This is a genomic window from Micromonospora craterilacus (assembly GCF_003236315.1).
In the GTDB taxonomy this organism is placed as follows: Bacteria; Actinomycetota; Actinomycetes; order Mycobacteriales; family Micromonosporaceae; genus Micromonospora; species Micromonospora craterilacus.
In genome coordinates this window covers 1-20,467 of record NZ_POTY01000120.1, presented here as the reverse complement: position 1 = coordinate 20,467, position 20,467 = coordinate 1, and the positions used below count along the sequence as shown (strand labels likewise).

The window sequence follows — 20,467 nt, the reverse complement described above, 5'->3', positions numbered from 1 at the left end:
GCGGTCGACCAGGCGGGTGGTTTTCGGGGGCACCGACAGCGTGGTTTCCTTGGTGGAGCGCCAGCTCAGCACGACCAGCGGCTGCCCCGGTACCGGCACCTCGTAGACCTGTAGCGGGTTGGTCCGGTCGGCGGGGGAGAGCACCACCGGGCCGCCGCCGGCGGGGCGGTAGACGACCGCGCTCATCGTGCCCTCGGCGGTCTCCCAGGTGAGCTGGTCCAGTTCGGCCGGCTTACCGCCACCGAGGGCGACCTCGCCGAGCGTACGCACGGCCAGTTTCGCCTTCGGCCAGGACGCGGGCACCGACTGTGGGGCGCTCCGGTCGCCGATGCGCCGGGTGACGCTGCCGAACGGGGCCTCCTCGCCGGCCAGCAGGCAGGTGTCGAGGCCGGCCAGCGCACGCTTGCCCGAGCCGCTCTCGTCGCGTACCAGTGGATAGCGGGGGTTCGCGGTGCCGGTGCCGAGGTCGAGCAGTCGGTCGGCGGAGCGGCCCCGGGGCAGCGACTCGGTGGACCGCAGGGTGGCCGTCACCGTCACCGCCTGGCACTGCGGCACGTTGACCGGTGCGGTGAGACCGTCCGTGTTGGACAGGGTGCGGCCGTTCGGGCCGACCAGCCGCCGGACCCGTTCGGAGGTCAGATAGCGCCGCCCGTCGGCGGTCTGCACCGGCAGCACGTCGGAGTAGACCAGGTAGCCGGGATCGGTGTACTCGGTGGCGTGGCTGACCACGTACCGGTCGCCGTCGCCGGTGAGCTGGAGCAGCCAGGAGGCGGCCTGACCGGGTACCGACGCGGCGACCAGCGCCAGCGGGCTGCCGTCGGCCTCGCCGGAGAAGAGGATGCCGGACGACGGCAGGTGCACCCGATCGTCGACCGGTGACCGCCAGTCGCGTACCGCCTCGGTCACCGCGGCCGTCACCGCCGGGTCCTCGGCCAGCGAACCTCGCGGCGGCCAGACGGTCAGCGAGCCGTCCATGCTGTCGTAGCCGACCCGCAGGTCCCGTGGCCGGCGCTCGGCGACCGGCCCGCAGGCGGTGACGGCGACCAGCAGGGCAGACAGGCCGGTGGCCGTCAAGCCGCGCCAGCGGACTGGAGCCACCTGTTACGCCCCCGATCGCCTCGGTCGTCGTGTCGGAGGGCAATAGTACGAGATGTCCCGCCAATGGTTCGCGGCGGCTCACGCTGCGTCGCGCTGGGGCGCACTCGGTCCACAGCGGACGCCCACGTCGATTTTGGGGCTATTTCCCCACTCGGGTAGACTCCGCCGACTGTGACGCCTGCTGAGACCCGCGCCGCATCGCCGCCGGAATCCGACGTCGCCGCGGGCTCGCCGTCCGAACCCGTCACCCTGGGTAAGGGCACGCGGGACACCGCCGTGGACGCCGGCCCGACCGCGGCCCCGACTGTGGACGCCGGCCCGGCCACGGCCCCGACCGTGGACGCCGGCCCGACTGCGGCCCCGACCGTGGAGGCCGGCTCGACCGTGGACGCCGGTGCGGCCGGAGACGGGCGGGAATCCGCAGCATCCGCCCCTTCGCCATGGCGCCGGTTCCGGTGGACGCGCCGCCGGCAGGATCTCGCGGTCTTCGGCGGGTTCCTGCTCGTCGCGGTCTGGGTGACCAGCCAGATCTGGGCGGACCCGGCCGGGCGGGTGGCCTCGCTCTACAGCAGCGACCCGGCGCAGGTGCAGTTCTTCCTCGCCCACTCGGTACGGGTGGTGCTGCACGGTGAGTTCCCGTTCTTCACCGAGCAGTTCAACTACCCAGACGGGGTCAACCTGATGGCCAACACGGCCATCCTCGCGCTGGGCATCCCGATGGTGCCGGTGACCCTGCTGTTCGGGCCTGCGGTCACCTTCGTGCTGCTGGTCACGCTCGCCCTCGCCGGCACCGCCACGGCGTGGTACCACGTGCTGTCCCGGCACGTGGTGAGCAACCCGCTGGCCGCCGTGGTGGGTGGCTGGTTCTGCGGCTTCTCCCCGGCGATGCTGTCGCACGCCAGCTGGCACCCGAACATCATCAGCCAGTTCCTGCTGCCGTTCATCGTCTGGCGGGTGATGGTCATCACCCGGTCCGCCCGGCCGTACCGGGACGGTGCGCTGCTGGCCCTGCTGGTCACCGCGCAGGCGTTCATCAACGAGGAGATCCTGCTCTTCACCGCGATGGCCTGCGGAATCTTCCTGATCGCGGTCGTGGTGCAGCGCCCCGCGCTCTGGTCGGCGGCCTGGCGACCGCTGGGCAAGGCGGTGGCCACCTGCGCGGTGATCGCCGGCGCGCTGCTGGCGTACCCGCTGTACATCCAGTTCGCCGGGCCGATGGCGTACCACGGGCTCAGCGACGCCGTTCGGGACTACGGCAACGACATCGCCGCCTACTTCGCCCCCGGCTCGCCGACCATCGGCGGCAACCAGCGGGCGAACGTCAACCTCGCCCCGAACTACTCCGAGGAGAACGCCTTCTTCGGGTGGAGCCTGGCGCTGATCGCCGTCGGCATCGTGCTCTGGCTCCGGCGGGAGGTGCTGGTCCGGGCGCTCGCCGCGACCGCCGCGTTCTACACCATCCTCTCCCTCGGCGAGCAGATCACCTGGTGGGACCGGGAACTGATCGTCGGCCCGTGGGAGTGGCTGGTCCGGCTGCCGCTGCTCGACGCGGTGGTACCGACCCGGTTCGGCATGATCACCAGTGTGGTCGTGGCGATCCTGCTGGCCCTGGCCGTCGAGCGCAGTCGCACGTTGCCGCTGGACCGGCGGACCCTGCGTACGCTGACCGCCGGCGGTCTGATCCTCGCGCTGCTGCCGATCACGCCCATGCCGTTGCCGATGACCTCCCGGCCGCCGGTGCCGGAGTTCATCACCTCCGACCGCTGGCGGGCCTACGTCGAACCGGACCAGACGCTGGTGCCGATCCCGGTGCCGAGCATGGGCAACACCAACGGTATGCGTTGGGCCGCCGCGACCAACCTCGACTTCAAGATTCCCGGCGGTTACTTCCTCGCTCCGCGCAACGGCAACACCGGCGATCCGGGCCGGTTCGGCGGCCGGCCGAGCGGCATCGGGCGGCTGCTGGAGGAGGTCGCGACGACCGGCCGGACGCCGGAACTGAACGATCGCCAGCGGCGCCGGTCGCTCGACGAGCTGCGGCACTGGCGGGCAGCGGTCCTGGTGCTGCCGGTCAGCCAGCCGCACTCCGAGCCGCTGCGGCAGACCGTCGAGCAGTTGGTCGGCCCGGCCCGCCACGAGCTGGACGTCTGGGTGTGGGATGTGCGGTCGCTGACCGACCGCTCGTCGTAGATGCTGGCCGGCACGGCGGAGCGGCCGGCCGAGGCCGTCGCCCGTCGTCGCCAGCTGCCCGACCGCACCGGTGACGTGGCGGTGGTGGGTGGGTATCTCGCGCTGGCGCTGTGGCTGACCAGCCGGCAGTGGGGTCGCCCGGACCGGCTGTTCCATCAGGCCGGCGACCAGATCCTCTTCGAGTGGATGCTGGCCCGGGCGGCGCGTGCCGTGGTCGGGCTGGAGAATCCGCTGTGGAGCGACGCGTTGAACGCCCCCGGCGGGGTGAACCTGATGGCCAACACGTCGGTGCTCGGGCTGGGCGTCCCGCTGGCCCCGGTCACGCTGCTGTTCGGCACACAGGTGGCTTTCGTGGTGGCGGTGGTCGGCTGCCTCGCCGGCACTGCCACCGCCTGGTACGTGCTGCTGCGTCGCCGCCTGGTCGACTCCCGGCGGGCCGCCGCAGTCGGCGGGCTGGTCTGCGGCTTCGCGCCCGGCATGGTGGCCCAGGCCGGAACCCATCTGCACATGGCCGCCCAGTTCCTGGTGCCGGTGATCCTGGCGTTGGTGTTCCGCCCCGCACCGGGCGGCCGGGTGTGGCGGTCCGGCGTCCTGCTCGGCCTGGCGGTGACGTACCAGGTCTTCCTCGGCGAGGAGGTGCTGCTCTTCGTGGCGCTGGCCGCCGGCGTCTTCGTCCTCGGGTACGCGCTGGCCGACCGGGCTGCCGCCGGCCGGCTCGCCCGGGCGACGGCCGGCCGGATCGTGGTCGGGGCGGCGGTGGCGGGAGTGCTGCTGGCGTACCCGCTGTGGTTCCAGTTCTTCGGCCCCGGGCACTACCGCGGGATGCCGTTCCACGCGTACGGCTACCAGCTGGACGCGGCGTCGTTCACCGCCTCGGCCCGGCAGACCGTGTTCGGCGACAACCGTCTGCCGGGGCTGGCACCCAACCCGACGGAGGAGAACTCGTTCTTCGGGCCGGGGCTGCTGGTGCTCGCCGTGATCGTCACGATCTGGCTGTGGCGGCGCCCGCTGGTGCGCGCGCTGGCCGCCTGCGGGGTGCTGTTCGCGTTGCTCTCCCTCGGGGCCCGGGTACGCCTCGACGGCGCGTTCACCGACCTGCCGGGGCCGTACCGGCTGGTCGCCGGTCTGCCGCTGCTCGACCACGTGGTGCCGGCCCGGTTCTCGCTGGTCTGCGTACCGGTGCTGGGCATCCTGGTGGCGCTGTCGATCGACCGGATCCGGCAGGTGGGCCGGCCGGACGCCGGCCTCGGCCGACGGGCGGGCGGCAGGTCGCCGGCCGCCGGGCGACCGGCCCCGGTGAACGGTGTGCCGGCGGGTGGCCCCGGCACCGGGCCCCGGGCGGTGCCGGTGCGGCTGCTCTGGGCCGGTGCGGTGGCCGCCGCCCTGCTGCCGCTGACCCCAACCCCGATCCGCACCGTGCCGACCGGGCCGGTGCCGGCGTTCGTCGCCGACGGGACCTGGCGGGCGTACGTGCCGGCGGGCCGGACGCTGGTGCCGGTGCCGCCGGTCACCAACGCGGGCCGCAGCCCGGGGATGCTCTGGTCGGCCCGGACCGGGCTGGCCTTCACCGCGCCGGGCGGCTTCTTCATCGGCCCCCGTGCGCCGGACGACCCGGCGGCCCGCTGGGGTGCCCCGGACCGGCCCACCTCGGTGCTGCTGCGGCGGGTGGCGGACACCGGCGAGGTGCCGCCGATCACCGACGCGGACCGCCGTCAGGCGGTGGCGGACCTGCGGCACTGGCGGGCGGCCGTGGTGGTCCAGGGTGGACTGCAGCACGGCGACCCGATGCGGCGCGCCGTCGAGGCGCTGCTCGGCCCGCCCCAGGAGATCGGCGACGCCCTCGTCTGGGACGTCCGGCCCCTCGTCGGCTGACGCCCTACACCCGGTCCCGGACGTCCCAGAGCCAGACGTCGTCGACCCGCTCGGGCGGGCCGAGCAGGGCGGTCAGCAGGTCGCGCAGCACCGCCTCCCGGGGGTGGGCGCCGAGGACCACCACCGAGGCCCGCCAGAAGCGCAGGTCCGCCAGCGCCTCGCGGCGGTTCTCGTCGGTCAGCTCGGGCAGTTCCCCGGCGTCCATGGTGCGGTAGATGAGCGTGCTGGTGGGCCGGTTCGGCGCGCCGAAGACACCCTGGCCGTCCAGGTTCGGGCCGATGAAGTAGCCGGCCGGGATCCGGAACTCGTGCTGGGTCAGCGCGCTCCAGCGCAGCGTGGACAACCCGTGCACGTTGCTGGGGATGGGCACCGGCACCAGCGTCCGGCCCGCCGGCACGTACGGCTGCCAGGCGCCGGAGGTGATGAAGGCCGGCGGCGGGTCGACCGGCTCGGCCGGTAGCGGGCGGGGGATCAGCGGCAGTACGGCGAGCGCGATCGCGGCGTACCCGGTCGCCTGCTGCCAGCGGGGGCGCGGCCGGGTGGTGGGCGCCGTCATCCCGGGGGTGCGCTGCGCCGGCACGGGCGGGCGGCCGTTGCCGGCCACCGCGTCCCAGGCCAGCGCGAGCAGCACGCCGAGCGCGGCGGTGGTCACCAGGGTCAGCCGGGTCGGCATCATCATCTCGACCAGCGGCAGGTCCCCGGGAATGTACGACCACGGGCCGGCGATCCCGGTCAGCTCGCCGTTGAACCGGATCTCCGGGCCGAGTGAGGCGACCGAGAAGAGCACCACCAGTACGGCGAGGATCCGGGCGACCAGTGAGCGGCGCACCAGCAGCGCCAGCGCCACCACCGACAGCAGCACCAGCGGCCAGCCGAACCAGGTGTTCTGCTCGGTCCGCCCGATGGTCAACTCGACCGCCTCGTCACCGGCGAGCGTGTCCCGGGCGAAGGTGACGAAGGCGACGATGTCCTCGCCCCAGCTGTGGAAAACCCCGCCCTGCAGGCCCCGGTAGGACTGCGGACCGTTGAACTGGAACCAGATCGGGTAGGCGGTGAGCAGCAGGGCCAGCCCGCCGCCGACGCCGAGCCCGGCCGCGAACGTGCCGGCGCGGGCTCGCGCGGCGCGCGGTCGCAGCAGCGCGTACGTGATCACGACGACCAGGCAGGCCATCGCCGTGAGCAGCAGCATCTCCTCGTTGATGAAGATCTGGTACGCCACCAGCAGGCCCAGCACCAGGCCGTTGCGCCGCCACCGGCCGGGTTCGGTCAGCCGGAACACCCGCACCACGATCAGCGGGAGCAGGAAGTTGGAGACGAAGTTGGGCTGACCGTTGGCGTGGTGCACGATGCCGGGGGCGAAGCCGAGGAACCCGCCGCCGACGAAGGCCGCGGCGCGGGAGCGCACCAGGTGCCGCGACAGCATCCAGTACGAGGTGCCGGCGGTGGCCGCCAGCGCGCCGCCCAGGTAGAGCGCGTACACCACCTGGGGGCCGAGCAGCATGGTCAGCGGGGCCAGCGGCAGAGTCACCCCGAGTAGCGAGGTGTTGGCCATCATGTTCACCCCGTCCGGGGCGTTCTGCTGCGTGCTGAACAGCGGGTTCTCCAGGTGGCGCAGCGAGTACGCACCGTGCGAGAAGAGCCACTCGAACCAGCTGTGGTCGGTCGGCAGGTGGGACGACACCCGGTTCTGCACGTCCCCCCAGTAGTTGAGGCAGACGACGACACCGAGCAGCACGTAAGCTCCGATGGCCAACACGTCGGCGCGCGCCGGGCCGCGTCGGCGACGTGGTGTCGTTGCTTCCGCCTCGGCGGTCTCGGAGACGGGATTCAGCGAGGGATCTACCACCGGCACAGCCACGACGGGCCATCGTACAGGCGCGCGGCGGAGCACCCCGACGGCCGTGAGGGGTGCGCGGCGGGGGAGGACGACCGTGACGTTGATCGAACTCGGTGAGCGGACCGAGCCGACCGACCCGGAGCCGTCGCGCCGCCGGCGCCGCTTCGGCAACTCGCCGACGGCCCTGGTGCTGGTGGCGCTGGTCGTGCTGCTGACCCTGGCCGGTGCTGCGCCGGCAGGTCCCCGGATGCAGGCGATCCTGCCGTCCTCGCTGGCCGCCCGGGTGTACCTCACCGGAGACCAGATCCTCACCGTCGTGCCGGTACCCGGGGCCACCTACGGTAGCCAGGAGTTGCTCGCCTACCGGAGGCCGGAGCGGGCCGCCGGCTCGCCGCACCAGCTCACTCCACTGTGGCGGATGCCCATGGGGCCGTTTGACCGGGTCGAGACGGCCGAACGCGTGGACGACTTCGGGCTGGTGCTCTCCCTTTTTCGGGAGCGCGTCGGGTCTGAGACCCTGCTGCTGGACAGCCGGACCGGTCAGCTCCGCTGGCGGAAACCCGGATTCGCGACGCTCGACGCGTCGGGCCGGGTGCAGCTGCGAACGTACGATGCGGAGGTGCCGATCACATTCGCCGCGGTCGAGTTGGCCGGTGGTCGCGAACTGTGGTCGGTGTCATCGAAGGCGACCTGGGTGACCTATCACCAGCGGGACGCGACGATCGACGCTGTCGTGATCTCGACGGTGACCGGCGACATCGAGGTGCTGGACCCGGAAACCGGCGCGTTGCGGGACCGTGTCCGGGCCACCAGCGACGAACCGGGCGGTTACCGGCGGGTGTGGGTGATCGGTGACCTGGTTCTGGCGGACAACTCGCAGGGTGTGGTCGCCTACGACATCGACGGACTGGTCCGACGCTGGCGGACGGCAGGCTCGCCGATCGAATCGGTTGACCAGTGTGGCGCCCTGCTCTGTGCGCGCGACATCGACCGTGCCACGCACGTGCTCGATCCGGCGACCGGAGCCGTCCTGTGGAGCGTCGACGACGTCTACCTCCTGCGCGCCGACGACCGGCGTGCCCTGGCGGCCGATTACCGGGCCATCCCGGTGGCGAAGGTGACGACCATCGACGCGGGGACGGGACGGATCGCCGTCGACCACGGCACCTGGGACCTGGTCGACGAGGTCGATCATGCCCCGTACCTGCTCGGGACGCGTTCCATCCCCAAGGTCGGTGCGGTGCTGGCTCGGCTCGACCTGACGCAGGCGCAGCCACGGCGCATCGACATGCTGCCCGGTGCGGTCGGTAACTGCCAGTATCGGGACGACCTGATCGCCTGCCGCCGTCAGAACGGCGACTTCGGGCTGTGGCAGCTGCGCGACTGACAGCTCACCGGGTGGGCGCCGCGCGCGCCGGCTGCGCGGCGGGAAAGGACGACCGTGACGTTGATCGACCTCGGTGAGCTGGCCGAGCCCACCGACCTGGAGTTGCCGCGTCGGCGGCGGCCGCCGAGCACCCGTCGGTGGGGGGCCGGTGTGGTGGCGTTGGTCGTGCTGCTGACCCTGGCCGGTGCCGCGCCGCCGGCTGCTCGGGTGCACGCGACGCTGCCCGGCAGCCTGGCGTCCGATCTGATCCTCACGGAGGGTTACATCTTCGCCGTAACGCCGATGCCCGGTGTGACCGGCGGTGCCCAGGAACTGGTCGCCTACCCCCGGCCGGAGCACGCCACCGTCATGCCGCAGCGGCTCGCCCCACTGTGGCGGGTGCCCGTGCCGCCCGCCAACCACATCTCCCGGGCGATGCCGGTCGCCGACGGCGGAGTGCTGCTCTCCATGGTCGTGCCGGAGCGCTCGGACAATCTCGAGACGGTGCTGCTGGACATCCGCACCGGGCAGCAGCGTTGGCGGGCGCCCGGGTTCGCGACGCTCGACGGCTCGGGCCGGGCACTGTTGCGCACGTTCGCGGAGGACGAGCAGGTCACGGTGCGCTCGGTCGAGGTGGCCAGCGGCCGTGAACTGTGGTCGGCGAAGCTGGCCTTCGCCCCGCTGAACTACCAGCAGTGGGACAGCATGACCGACGCCGTGGTGGTGTTCACGGTCGCCGGCGACGTGGAGGTGCGGGATCCGGAGACCGGCGCGGTCCGACACCGCCTTCCCCGGCCCGGCGGCCCGGCCGGAGACCCGCAGACGTGGCTGGCCGGTGACCTGGTGTTGGTGATCCGCGATGCGGGGACCATCACCGCCTACAGCGTCGACGGGCTGGCCCAACGCTGGCAGACCACCGTGCCGCGCGCCGACTACGCCAACCGGTGCGGAGCAATGATCTGCGTGGGATCCGGCGACGCTGTGGATGTCCTCGACCCGGAGACCGGGGCCGTCGAGTGGCGCAGCACCGAGGACGTCGACGTCCTGCTGGTGGGGGACGTGCGGGCCGTGGCATCCAGAAGAAGCAACAACTTGGAGCTGGTCGCGCTCGACGTGACGACCGGGGGAGTGCTGACCGACTACGGTGCCTGGGCTCTCGTCTCCCCGTACGGCGAGTCGCCGCAGCTGCTTGGGACACGCGTGGTGCCCGAGGTGGGCCTGGTGCTGGCCCGGTTCGATCCGGCCGAGCCGCAGCCGCGTCGCGTGGACGTGCTGGCCGGTGCCGTCGACGGCTGCCAGTACGGGTACGGCCTGATCGCCTGCCGGCGGGAGGACGGGTCCTTCGGGGTGTGGCAGCTGCGCGGCGGGGGAGAACGAGCGTGACGTTGATCGACCTCGGTGAGCTGGCCGAGCCGACCGACCTGGAGTTGCCGCGCCGGCGGCGGCCGCCGAGCACCCGCCGGTGGGGGGCCGGTGTGGTGGCGTTGGTCGTGCTGCTGACCCTGGCCGGGGCCGCGCCGCCGGCCGTTCGGGTGCACGCGACGCTGCCCGGCAACTCGGCGTCCGATCTGATCCTCACGGAGGGTCACATTTTCGTGGTCACCCCGGTGCCGGGGGTGACCGACGGCACCCAGGAACTGGTCGCGTACCCCCGGCCGGTGCGCGCCACCGTCACGCCGCAGCGGCTCGTTCCCCTGTGGCGGGTGCCCGTGCCGACAGGTCGGCGGATCATCCGGGCGGAGTCCGTCGACGACCTCGGGGTACTGGTCTCCACGGCCCGGACACGGGTGGTCGGGCCGACCAACACCGCCGAGACCGTTCTGCTGGACGTCCGCACCGGGCAGCAACGCTGGCGGGCGCCCGGGATCGCGACGGTCGACGCGTCGGGACGCGTGCTGCTGCGGACGTTCGCCGTGGAGGAGCCGACCACGCTGGCGGCGGTCGAACTGGCCACCGGCCGCGAACTGTGGTCGACGTCGGTGCCGGCGGCCTGGATGGAATACGCCGAGCGCGACGGCGTGATCGACGCCGTCGTGGTGTCCACGACAGCGGGCGACATCGAGGTGCTGGACGCGGCGACCGGGGCGCGTCGACACCGCCTCCCCGCGCTCGACGACCTGGCCGGCTATCAGAGCGGGTCGGTGGTCGGCGACCTGCTGCTGGTGATCCGTAACTCGCGGCGCATCACCGCGTACGACCTGGACGGGCTGGTCCAACGCTGGCAGGCGACGATGCCGCTGACCGACTATGTCACCGGGTGCGGCGACCTGCTCTGCGCCCGGAGCAGCAGCGGCGGCGGCGCGCACCTCCTCGACCCGGACACCGGGGCCGCCGGGTGGAGCAGCACCGACGAGGTCGACATCGTGCTGGTCGCGACCGGACATGCCCTGGCGGTCATCGGCACGGGCAGCGGCCTGGATGTGGTCGCCGTCGACGCGGCGACGGGGAAGAAACTGACGGACTACGGCACCTGGGCTCTGGTCAACAGCTACGCGTACCGGCCGCAGCTGCTTGGGGTTCGCGTGGTGCCCGAGGTGGGCCTGGTGCTGGCCCGGTTCGATCCGGCCGAGCCGCAGCCGCGCCGCGTGGACGTGCTGGCCGGTGCCGTCGACGGCTGCCAGTACGGGTACGGCCTGATCGCCTGCCGGCGGGAGGACGGGTCCCTCGGGGTGTGGCAGCTGCGCGACGGGGAAGGACGAGCGTGACGTTGATCGACCTCGGTGAGCTGACCGAGCCCACCGACCCGGAGCCGCGGCGCCGGCGGCGCCCGCCGAGTACCCGCCGGTTGGGGGCCGGTGTGGTGGCGCTGGTCGTGCTGCTGACCCTGGCCCGGGCCGCGCCGCCGGCTGCTCGGGTGCACGCGACGCTGCCCGGCGGGCTGGCGTCCGAGCTGATCCTGACCGAGAGTCAGATCTTCGCCATCACCCCGGCACCGGGGGTGACCGACGGCACCCAGGAACTGGTCGCGTACCCCCGTCCGGAGCACGCCACCGTCACGCCACAGCGACTCGCCGCACTGTGGCGGGTGCCCGTGCCGGACGGCCACACGGTCCTCTGGGCGGAGTCCGTCGACGACCTCGGCGTGCTGGTCTCCACGGCCCGGGAACGCGCGGTCGCACCGATCGACACCACCGAGACCAGGCTGTTCGACATCCACACCGGGCAGCAGCGCTGGCGGGCGCCCGGGTTCGCGACGCTCGACGCATCGGGACGCGTGCTGCTGCGGACGTTCACCGTGGAGGAGCAGGTCACGCTGGCGGCGGTCGAGCTGGCCAGTGGGCGTGAACTGTGGTCGACGTGGTTGCCGGCGGGCGCCTGGGCGGACTACCACGAGCGCGAGGGCATGATCGACGCCATCGTGGTGTCCACCACCGCCGGCGCGGTCGAGGTGCTGGACCCGGCGACGGGAGCGGTCCGGCACCGCCTGCCCGCGCTCGACGACGAACCGGTCGGCTATCGGAGGGTGTCGGTGATCGGCGACCTGGTGGTGGTGATCCGCAACTCGCAGACCGTCACCGCGTACGACGTGGACGGGCTGGTCCGACGCTGGCAGGCGACGATGCCGCTGGCCGACTATGTCACCGGGTGCGGCGACCTGCTCTGCGCCCGGAGCAGCAGCGGCGGCACGGGCCTCCTGGACCCGGACACCGGGGCCGTCCGGGGTAACACCGAGGTCGTCGATGTCCTGCTGGCCGGGAACGGGCGCGCTCTGGCGATCACCAGCCGGCGCAGCACCCTGGGGGTGATCCTCGTCGATGTGGCGACTGGGGAACAGTTGACCGACTACGGCCTCTGGGATCTGGTCGCCAGCTACGAGGAGCTTCCGCAACTGCTCGGGGTGCGCACGCTGCCCGACGTGGGCCTGCTACTGGCCCGACTCGACCCGGCCGAAGCGCGGCCACACGGCGTCGACGTGCTGGTCGGCGTCACCGGCGACTGCCAGTACGGGTACGACCTGATCGCCTGCCGCCGGGACGACGGGTCCTTCGGGGTGTGGCAGCTGCGCGGCTGATTAGCTCGGCGGGGAAGCGAAAGCCCTAATGGGCGAGGTTCCGCCCCGGTGTGGTCACGTCCCGGCTCCCGTCGCTTCCTGCCGGGAGCATCGCTCCTGTCGAAGGTTTCCGGCAACCCCGGCCGGGGTGGTACGGCGGCTTGGCCACTGACACTAGGTTGTCGGGTGGTCGCGGGCGAGGAGGGGCTGCACATGCGGGTACTGGTGGTCGAGGACGAGCGGAACCTCGCCGACGCGATCGCGCGGGGGCTGCGCAAACGCGGGATGGCGGTGGACGTCGCGTACGACGGCGACAGCGGCCACGAGATGGCCTTCGTCACCCGCTACGACGTGGTGGTGCTCGACCGGGACCTGCCCGGCATGCACGGCGACCAGATCTGCGCCGAGCTGGCCGCGTCCGGCGCGTTGACCCGGGTGCTGATGCTGACCGCCAGCGGGACGGTCGCCGACCGGGTCGAGGGGTTGCAGCTCGGCGCGGACGACTACCTGCCCAAGCCGTTCGCCTTCGACGAGCTGGTCGCGCGGGTGCAGGCGCTGGGGCGGCGAGCCACCCCGGCGGCCCCACCGGTGCTGGAGCTGGCCGACCTGGTGGTCGATCCGGCCCGCCGTACGGCCACCCGCGGCGGCGCGCCGGTGGAGCTGACCAACAAGGAGTTCGGCGTGCTCTGCGAGCTGCTCAAGGCGCGCGGTGCGGTGGTGTCCAGCGAGGAGCTGCTGGAGCGGGTCTGGGACGCCAACACCGACCCGTTCACCACCATCGTCCGGGTCACCGTGATGACCCTGCGTCGCAAGCTCGGCGATCCTCCGCTGATCGAGACGGTGGTGGGCGCCGGCTACCGTACGGCCGAGGTGCCGGCGTGATGGCGGTCCTGCGGCGCCGGCCCAGCCTGCGCCTGCGCCCGACGCTGCGGCTGCGGCTGACCCTGCTCAACGGCGTCCTGCTGGTCGGGGCCGGTGCGATCCTGGTGCTGCTGGCCTGGCTGCTGGTCCGGGACGCGCTGCGGCCCACCGACGAGTTGCTGCCCGGCACCACGGTGTTGCTGGCCGACGGGCGCTCGCTGGACGCGGAGGCGTGGCAGCGGCAGCTGGTCGACTCGGCCTCGGGGGAGCTGCTGGCCAAGGGGCTCGCTGCGCTGCTGGCGATCGGGGTGGTCGGCGTGGTCGGGGCGTATGCGGTCGCCGGCCGGGCGCTGCGGCCGCTGCACCAGGTCACCGCCACCGCGCGGCGACTCGGCGAGACCACGCTGGACCAGCGGATCGGCTACTCCGGCGCGGACGACGAGGTGGCCGAGCTGGCCGACACCTTCGACGCGATGCTGGACCGGATCGCCGCCGCCTTCGAGGCACAGAAGCGGTTCGTCGCCAACGCCTCGCACGAGCTGCGTACGCCGCTGGCGGTGATGCGGACCGAGATCGACGTGACGCTCAGCGACGACGAGGCGGACACGGCCGAGTACCGCCGGATGGCGACCGTGGTGCGCGACGCGTCCGAGCGGGCCAACAGCCTGGTCGACGCGCTGCTGGTGTTGGCACGCAGCGAGGCGCAGACGGGGCGCCGGCTCGGCCGGCGCACCGAGTGCGACCTGGCCGCCGGCACCGTCAACGCGCTGTCCGCGGTACGCCGGGAGGTGGAGCGGATCAAGCTGGACGTGCAGACCTCACTGGAACCGGCGCCGGTCGTCGGCGATCCCGGTCTGCTGGACCGGCTGGCCGGCAACCTGATCGAGAACGCGGTCCGCTACAACCACCTGCACGGCCGGCTCTGGGTGCGGACCGGCTCGGACGGGCAGCGGTCCTGGCTGGTGGTGGGCAACACCGGCTTCGAGGTGGACCCGGCCGACGTGCCGGGGCTGTTCGAGCCGTTCCGGCGGGGCGGCCGGGAACGGACCGGGGCGCGCGGATCGGGCCTGGGCCTGTCCATCGTCCGGGCGGTGTGCGACGCGCACGGCGGCACGGTGGCCGCCGTCGCGCAGCCCGGCGGCGGCCTGGAGGTGACGGTGACCCTGCCGGCGGCGGATGCCGCGCCGGCGCCGGACCTGGGTCGGTGAGGCCGCGAACCGCGTTCTGGGTACGGCCGCAGCCGTACCCAGAACAACATCGAGGAGAACGGGGCGGAGCCGGCTACGGGCGAAGCCGGTTGGCGAAGATGTACTCCGCCAGCGCGTTGCCGGAGGCGACACCGGCGTCGGCGTCGATCCGGAAGTGCACCCCGAGGTAGATCCGGCTTATCCCGTTCTCGATCGCCGCCTGGCTGAAGCTGGTGAAGCTTCGGGTGACCCCCGACGCGTAGGGGTCATCGGTGGTGGCGGTGAAGGCCAGGTTGTCGGTGCCGAAGTAGAGCCGCATGATCCCCGCCCAGGCCCCGCCGAAGGTGGCGTGTCCGGAGGCGTACGCCGGGAACGGCGGGGAGAAGCTGACCCCGGCGAGGTCCTTGGACAACGGTCGCCAGTTGGCGTCCGCGACGGTTTCCGGCCGCCCGTCCTCGTGGGCGCGCTGGATCGCGGTCTCCGGCCGCCACAGGTCGATGTTGGTCAGGAACTTTCCGTCCCGGGCGACGATGCCGGCGTCCCCGAGTGCCAGCCCCACCAGCCCGTAGAGCCGGGCGTTCTCCATGACGGTCAGGCCACGCTGCACCGACAGGATCGTGGTGTGGTCCAGCAACTGCCCCGGCGGCTTGTACGTGCCGTCCAGGTCGTTGGCCCAGAAGTGGGCGATCTGGGTCTGTGTGGCGGTACGGGTGGTCGAGTTCCTCGCGCCCAGCTCCTTGACCTCGTTGAGCTGGACACCGTACTCAGGCTTGCTGAGCAGATCCGCGTAGGAGGTGGCGCCCAGCGGTGCCGGCGGGCGGAACTGCGCGCCCGAGGTCATCGCGAACGGCGTGACCAGACCCCAGTTCGGCGCCAGCGCCGGCCGGGAGTCCGTTGGCCGCCACGAGCCGGGAACGTTGTCCAACTGGTACGGCGTGTTGTTGGCGGAACCGTCGTTGCTCCGGGCCTGGATCATGGCGTCGGCTGCCTGCGCGCCGATCGAGGCGCCCCGGTCGAGTTGGAGCTGGCTGGTGCCGGTCGGAAGCTGGGCGGTGGCGTGGTTCAGGTTCGCGGTGAAACTACGGCCCGGGAACGCCGCCACCAGCGTGCTGTGCGCCGCCTTGTTGATCGCCGCTTCCAGGGACGGGGCGACGGCGTCCGCGGTGACCGGCACCCGGACCAGGTACGGCTGGCCGGTCGGCACCACCGAGGTAGCCGCGTCGTAGATCGCGCCGTGCATCATCGCGCCGGCTCGGCTGAGCACGGTCGGACCGGCTGCGGTGCCGGTCGCGGCCCGGTACGCGTCGAGCAGCACGCCGTTCCAGTAGCGCACCGGATCGAACGGGGCCGCGGTCAGTTCGACAAGTGAGACGTTGTCGAGCCAGGCGGTGAAAGCGGGACCGCCGCCAAGGTTGAAGATCACCTGCGCGTCGTTGGCGGCCAGCGGCGAGGTGAAGGTGAACGAGAAGTGCTGGGAGGTGGTGGTGAGGTTGATGCCGCGACTGAACGGCGCGGTGTACGGGGCGGCCTCCCGCTGCACGATCGCCTGGACGCTACGCGCGGCGCTGGCCGAGGCGTCGAACTGTATGCGGTAGGAGCGACCAGCCCGCAGCGTCAGGCCGCTCAGACCGACGATGTCGTCCCAGGGCTGGGCCGTGGCGCTGCCCGCGCTGACCCGAAGCCGTTGGCCGTCCACGCCGAGTTGGGTCGCGGTGTTGCTACGCCACCAGGGCGCGGTGGTGCTGTTGAAGGTGCCGTTGCCGACCAGCTCCGTCTCGATCAGGGAGATGTTGTCCAGGCACACGGTCACCGCCTGCGGGCGACCGCCGAGTTGAAAGACCACCTGCCCGCTGGAGGTGCCGATCGAGGAGGTGAACGGGACCGAGATGCGGCGCAGGCCGGCGTCGGCTTGGACGCCCTGGTCGAGGGTGGGCGTCTGTGGGGCGGCTTCGAGCTGCACCCGGGTCCGGATGTGGACCGGTGCGCTCGCCGAGACGTCGAAGGCGAGGGCGTACGCCTTCCCATTGGTCAGGGTGATGCCGCTCTGGCCGACCAACGCGTCGTACACGTTGGTCGTACCGCCGGCCACATTGACGCAGAGCTGCCCGGCGACGACCTGGAAACTGGTGTGCTGGCTGTTCCACCAAGACGCCGTGGAGCCGGTACTGAAGGTGCCGTTGGTGATCAGCTCCGCCAGGGGCGAAGCAGCCGCCGGTTGGGCGGGTGCCGCCAGGGTGCTTCCCACCACCGTGGCGAGCACGGTGCCGGCCAGCAGGCGGGCGAACCGTCTGGGTCGGGGACCCGGTGGTGACAACGCGGACAACGGAGAACGGACCACTGAGAACTCCCACAGGTGAGGAACCGGCATCTACCGGCGTCAGCATGGCCCGCCTCAACATCACATCGATAGCGTTGCCGTTACAGGGAGTAGCTACCCGATTGGGTTCGAGACCGCTGCCTCCTCCTCGATGAGGGAGAGGTTGGCCAGCATGACGTGGTAGGTCTCGGGATGGCCGCCGAGCTGAAAGGTGATCTCCCCCTGCCCGGTGCTCCACTCTGCGGCGAAGGAAAACTGCTGGTGGCAGGGGGTCAGATCGGCGTCGAGGTCACGCATCAGCGCCGCCGGGTACTCGGGCGGTCGGTTCTCCTGCACGGTGACCCGGACCTGGGTCGGGGCGCTGGTGAGAATGTCGAACGAGAGCGTGTAGCGCCGTCCCTCGACCAGCCGGATGCCCCGGTACATGAGGATCGCGTCCCAGGAATTGGCCGTGCCGCCCAGCACCCGGGCCCACATCCGGTCCTGCCCAGCGGAGACGTCCACGGTCGCCGCGCTCAGGTCCCAGGGACCGCTGGTTCCGGTGGTGAAGCCGCGGTCGCCGACCAGCTCGGTGCCGGCGGGTTGCCGGGCGGCCGCGCACCGGGCCGTCGGGGCGCTGAGGACGGTACCGCTGGGCGGACCACCGAAGTCACCACGGTCGGTTTGGCCCCTGGACGGCGACTGCTGGCCGTCGTGGAGCATCCCGGCACCGGTCACACCGGCGGCCCCGCCCACCAGAAAGAAGACCAGCGCGGTCGTGGCGAGCAGCCGCCAGCGGCTCGTTGACCCCGGCACCGCCGGTCCGGCTGGCCGTCGCGGTGGCGGCGACAGCACCGGTGCGCGCAACATCGGCAGTGGCGGCACCGGTGTCTGCGGCGCCGGTGGCCCGGCTGACCGATCGGGGTCCGGCACGGCTCCGTCGACACCGGTGGTCGAGGCGGGAACACCATCGTCGCCGGCGCCGTCCTCGCGGGGCGTCGGGGTCGCGGTCAGTGCGCGCCACGCCTGCCGCCAACGCTCGACCTCGGTTTCGATCTCGTGTTCCGGCCGACGTCGGGCCCGCAGACAGGCCCGCACGAACGACTCGACAAACTCCAGTCGAGGCAGTCGGGGCAGTCGCTTGCCGGCGAGCACCTCGTGGGTGGTGCTGCTGGGCAGGGCCTCCAATCGACGGCCGCCCGGCCCCGAACGGGTCCCGGCCAGTTCCCTCAGGACCCGCAGCGAAGGTTGCCCCGCCCAGGCCCGCAGCCGGTGGAGCTGGGCCACCAATTGCGCGGGGTCCCCGGCAATCGTCGGGTCCGGCGGTCCGTTACCCAGCTGGCGCGTTCCTGTGTCCAATCCCCCCGCCGAGCCCACCCGCCGCCTCCAGTCGCCTGCCGACGCTGTCCCAGCCGCCACGGTCAGTGCCGGCGCAACTACTCTCTTGTGGATCACGATCTTATTACCGAGCTGCCCGGCGCAGGGTCCGGCAAAGGCCGTCCGTCGATGTCTGTGATCGTCCGGTTCCCGCCGGGATCTTGCCGGACGACCAGACCGCCTGCTTGCCTCACCAAAGTGGACTTCCGTCTTCTCGGGCCGCTGGAGATCGGGCACGGCACCCGGTCATTCACCCTGGGCGCGGCCAAGCAACGTGCCGTGCTCGCCGTCCTGCTCCTGTCCGCCAACCGAACGGTCAGCGTGGAGTCGCTGGCCGACCGGATCTGGGGGCATGACTCGCCTCCCAGCTCCCTCCGGACGATCCGGACCTACATCTCGCGGATCAGGCGGGTACTGCCCGAACCCGTGTTGCAGACCAACTCCTCCGGCTACCTGCTGAGGATCACCCCTGATGCGCTCGACCTGCACCGCTTCGAGCAGGGCGTTGCCTACGCCCGGACCCGGTTGGCCCTCGATCCGGCCGCGGCGGCCACAGCGTTGCGGACGGCGCTCGCCCTGTGGCGCGGCCCGGCCCTGGCCGATCTCGGCCCCGCCATGATCCGATACACCGAAGGGCCCCGGCTGCGGGAACTGAGACTGGCCGCGATCGAGGACCGGATCGACGCCGAACTACGCCTCGGTCACCATGCCAGGCTCATCGGTGAGCTGCTCAGCCTGGCGGCGCACCACCCGCTGCGGGAGCGACTGATCGGGCAGTTGATGGTCGCGCTCGACCGGTCCGGACAGCGGGCGGATGCGCTGGCCGTCTACCGCCGTACCCGCGATCGGCTGGTGGAGGAGCTGGGAGTGGAGCCCGGCCCGGCGCTGCGGCTGGTGCAGCGCCAGGTACTGACGGAGACGGCGCCCCTGCGGAAGGTGCTGCTCGCGACTGCCAGCCGCCGTCGCGAACCAGCCCCGCGTTGATGCCGCGTCCAACGCCGGCACCGGACCCCGGCCGCTGAGGCCGCCGTCCGGGGTTGCGGCCGGTGCCGCGGCGGTGCAAAGATCCTGAGGTCAGCCCGATCCAGGAGGGGGGTGCGTCGATGTTCAACGTCATGCTGTCCGCGCCCCGTCTCGCCGGCTGATCGCTCATTCACCCGGGGCATCTCCAGCGGGAGGACACTCCCGCGCCTCAGCGGACCCAGCACGTCAGTTTTGACTGCCCCGACGTCCGTCCACCATCCTGCCGCTCCCGGCCCTGCCGGACGGGGGTTCGGCGTGCCGCTCGGGCGGTGGCTCGGACGCCGGCGACCAAGAAGGACGACATGAGCGCACGGATCCACAACATCGGTATCGACTGTCACGACACGTACGCCCTGGCCGGCTTCTGGGCCGAGGTGTTCGAGTGCCCCCGCCAGCCGGACGACTTCCCGGGTGACTCGGAGGCCATGCTGCTGCCTCCGGGGGGCCCGGAGGTGCTCTTCCTGGCGGTGCCCGAGGGCAAGACGGTGAAGAACCGCCTGCACCTCGACCTGGAGCCCACCGACCGGACCCGAAACGAGGAGGTCCAACGGCTGATCGGCATCGGTGCCCGCCACGTTGCCGACCACACCAGACCGGACGGCGCCGGCTGGGTGGTGCTCGCCGACCCCGAGGGCAACGAGTTCTGCGTTGTGCGCAGCGCCGCCGAAAGGGCTGCGGGGGCTCAGCACCCGGCCTGACGCACGTCACCACGGATCGGGTCCCCTGCCGCCGCGGCAGGGGACCCGATCCCGGTCATGGGCTCAGTCGCGCTGCTCGATCTGGCTGCGGATGGTGAGGAACTCGGCCTCAGCGTCGGCGCGAGACGCGGCGTACATCACGAACATGCCGACGCTGCCGCGGTCCGCCCAGGCGCAGACGCCTACCGGTACGTCGGCCTTACCGTCGCCGCAGCTCGCCTCGCCGCCAAGCGGACCCGGGTCGACCGCCGCCATGTTGCTGAGCGACAGGTCGCCCGAGAGATCCTGGATCGTCGTGTCGAGTTCCTTCTGCGGGTCGCCCATCAGCCCGGACACGGCCACGATCATGATGAGGTCGTCATCGGCCGGGTCACCGTAGAAGGCCCCGACCGCGCCGGTCGCGTTCGGCGCCGTGGCCTTCATCTCGCGCACCATTCCTTCCGAGACCTGCTGCGACTCGGGGTCGGTGGCCTTCGGTCGGCCGGCCAGGGTGTCCGGAGCGACCACCCGGGTCCGGGCCGCGTCCACCGTCTCGCCGACGGTGTCCTTGACCGCGAACCACACCGCGGTGGCACCGCCCGCGCAGAGCACCAGGACCACCGCGAGGACGATCAGCACGATCTTCCCGACGCTGGACTTCTTCTTCGGCGGCGGGCTGGCCGGGTATGCGC

The 20,467-nt window shown here is 72.2% G+C and carries 15 protein-coding genes; 10 read left to right on the top strand and 5 right to left on the bottom strand.

All coding sequences use genetic code 11. The annotated features are described in order from the left end of the window. Positions 1-1,098 (bottom strand): hypothetical protein (locus C1I95_RS19105; RefSeq protein ID WP_111215181.1); only part of this gene is annotated, 1,098 nt, incomplete at its 3' end. Positions 1,099-1,482: 384 nt separating this feature from the next. Here C1I95_RS19105 and C1I95_RS19100 point away from each other — a divergent pair. Together C1I95_RS19100 and C1I95_RS19095 are read left to right on the top strand one after the other, a co-directional pair. Beyond that, positions 1,483-3,288, top strand: coding sequence for a DUF6311 domain-containing protein (locus C1I95_RS19100; protein WP_111215185.1), 1,806 nt, complete (start codon positions 1,483-1,485; stop codon positions 3,286-3,288). Then, positions 3,289-5,160, top strand: a complete 1,872-nt coding sequence (locus C1I95_RS19095; RefSeq protein ID WP_111215180.1) for a DUF6311 domain-containing protein — start codon at positions 3,289-3,291, stop codon at positions 5,158-5,160. A gap of 4 nt (positions 5,161-5,164) precedes the next feature. Here the strand turns inward: C1I95_RS19095 and C1I95_RS19090 are convergent, their stop codons facing one another. Continuing rightward, positions 5,165-7,018, bottom strand: a complete 1,854-nt coding sequence (locus C1I95_RS19090) for a DUF6311 domain-containing protein (protein ID WP_111215179.1) — start codon at positions 7,016-7,018, stop codon at positions 5,165-5,167. A 73-nt stretch (positions 7,019-7,091) separates the two neighbouring features. Between C1I95_RS19090 and C1I95_RS19085 the strand changes: the two genes are divergently transcribed. The 6 genes from C1I95_RS19085 to C1I95_RS19060 all read left to right on the top strand — a co-directional run bounded on the left by C1I95_RS19085 (position 7,092) and on the right by C1I95_RS19060 (position 14,423). Further along, complete coding sequence (locus C1I95_RS19085) at positions 7,092-8,384, top strand: outer membrane protein assembly factor BamB family protein (protein WP_111215178.1); 1,293 nt, start codon at positions 7,092-7,094, stop codon at positions 8,382-8,384. Positions 8,385-8,438: 54 nt separating this feature from the next. Next, entirely contained in the window at positions 8,439-9,746 is a 1,308-nt protein-coding gene (locus C1I95_RS19080; protein ID WP_111215177.1) for an outer membrane protein assembly factor BamB family protein, read from the top strand. Then, on the top strand, positions 9,743-11,068 hold the full coding sequence (locus tag C1I95_RS19075; protein ID WP_158566426.1) for an outer membrane protein assembly factor BamB family protein: 1,326 nt from the start codon (positions 9,743-9,745) through the stop codon (positions 11,066-11,068). The genes C1I95_RS19080 and C1I95_RS19075 overlap by 4 nt, the downstream gene beginning before the upstream one ends. Next, entirely contained in the window at positions 11,065-12,375 is a 1,311-nt protein-coding gene (locus tag C1I95_RS19070; protein ID WP_111215175.1) for an outer membrane protein assembly factor BamB family protein, read from the top strand. The genes C1I95_RS19075 and C1I95_RS19070 overlap by 4 nt, the downstream gene beginning before the upstream one ends. 192 nt (positions 12,376-12,567) lie before the next feature. Further along, positions 12,568-13,236 carry a response regulator transcription factor gene (locus C1I95_RS19065; RefSeq protein ID WP_111215184.1) on the top strand — a complete coding sequence of 223 codons (669 nt, stop codon included), beginning with the start codon at positions 12,568-12,570 and terminating at the stop codon, positions 13,234-13,236. Then, positions 13,236-14,423, top strand: coding sequence for a sensor histidine kinase (locus tag C1I95_RS19060; protein WP_111215174.1), 1,188 nt, complete (start codon positions 13,236-13,238; stop codon positions 14,421-14,423). Before C1I95_RS19065 ends, C1I95_RS19060 begins: the two co-directional genes overlap by 1 nt. A 73-nt stretch (positions 14,424-14,496) precedes the next feature. Here C1I95_RS19060 and C1I95_RS19055 read toward each other — a convergent pair whose 3' ends face one another. Both C1I95_RS19055 and C1I95_RS35830 read right to left on the bottom strand, forming a co-directional pair. Then, the gene (locus C1I95_RS19055; protein WP_158566425.1) at positions 14,497-16,740 is read right to left on the bottom strand and encodes a carbohydrate binding domain-containing protein; all 2,244 of its coding nucleotides are present in this window, start codon (positions 16,738-16,740) and stop codon (positions 14,497-14,499) included. A 93-nt stretch (positions 16,741-16,833) separates the two neighbouring features. Beyond that, complete coding sequence (locus C1I95_RS35830; RefSeq protein ID WP_233513747.1) at positions 16,834-17,985, bottom strand: carbohydrate binding domain-containing protein; 1,152 nt, start codon at positions 17,983-17,985, stop codon at positions 16,834-16,836. 288 nt (positions 17,986-18,273) lie between these two features. On the opposite strand from C1I95_RS35830, the gene C1I95_RS19045 reads away from it, so the two are divergent. Both C1I95_RS19045 and C1I95_RS19040 read left to right on the top strand, forming a co-directional pair. Then, positions 18,274-19,059, top strand: a complete 786-nt coding sequence (locus C1I95_RS19045) for an AfsR/SARP family transcriptional regulator (protein WP_158566424.1) — start codon at positions 18,274-18,276, stop codon at positions 19,057-19,059. Between the two features lie 341 nt (positions 19,060-19,400). Beyond that, positions 19,401-19,796, top strand: a complete 396-nt coding sequence (locus C1I95_RS19040) for a VOC family protein (protein WP_111215182.1) — start codon at positions 19,401-19,403, stop codon at positions 19,794-19,796. 63 nt (positions 19,797-19,859) lie between these two features. Here C1I95_RS19040 and C1I95_RS35300 read toward each other — a convergent pair. After that, the coding region (locus tag C1I95_RS35300; protein ID WP_111215171.1) for a hypothetical protein at positions 19,860-20,467 on the bottom strand (608 nt) is incomplete at its 5' end.

What these genes read in the sequence shown, in the direction of transcription:
- C1I95_RS19095 (WP_111215180.1), top strand. Translation starts at nt 3,289, where the DNA reads ATGCTGGCCGGCACGGCGGAGCGGCCGGCCGAGGCCGTCGCCCGTCGT.
- C1I95_RS19065 (WP_111215184.1), top strand. Translation starts at nt 12,568, where the DNA reads ATGCGGGTACTGGTGGTCGAGGACGAGCGGAACCTCGCCGACGCGATC.
- C1I95_RS19060 (WP_111215174.1), top strand. Translation starts at nt 13,236, where the DNA reads ATGGCGGTCCTGCGGCGCCGGCCCAGCCTGCGCCTGCGCCCGACGCTG.
- C1I95_RS19040 (WP_111215182.1), top strand. Translation starts at nt 19,401, where the DNA reads ATGAGCGCACGGATCCACAACATCGGTATCGACTGTCACGACACGTAC.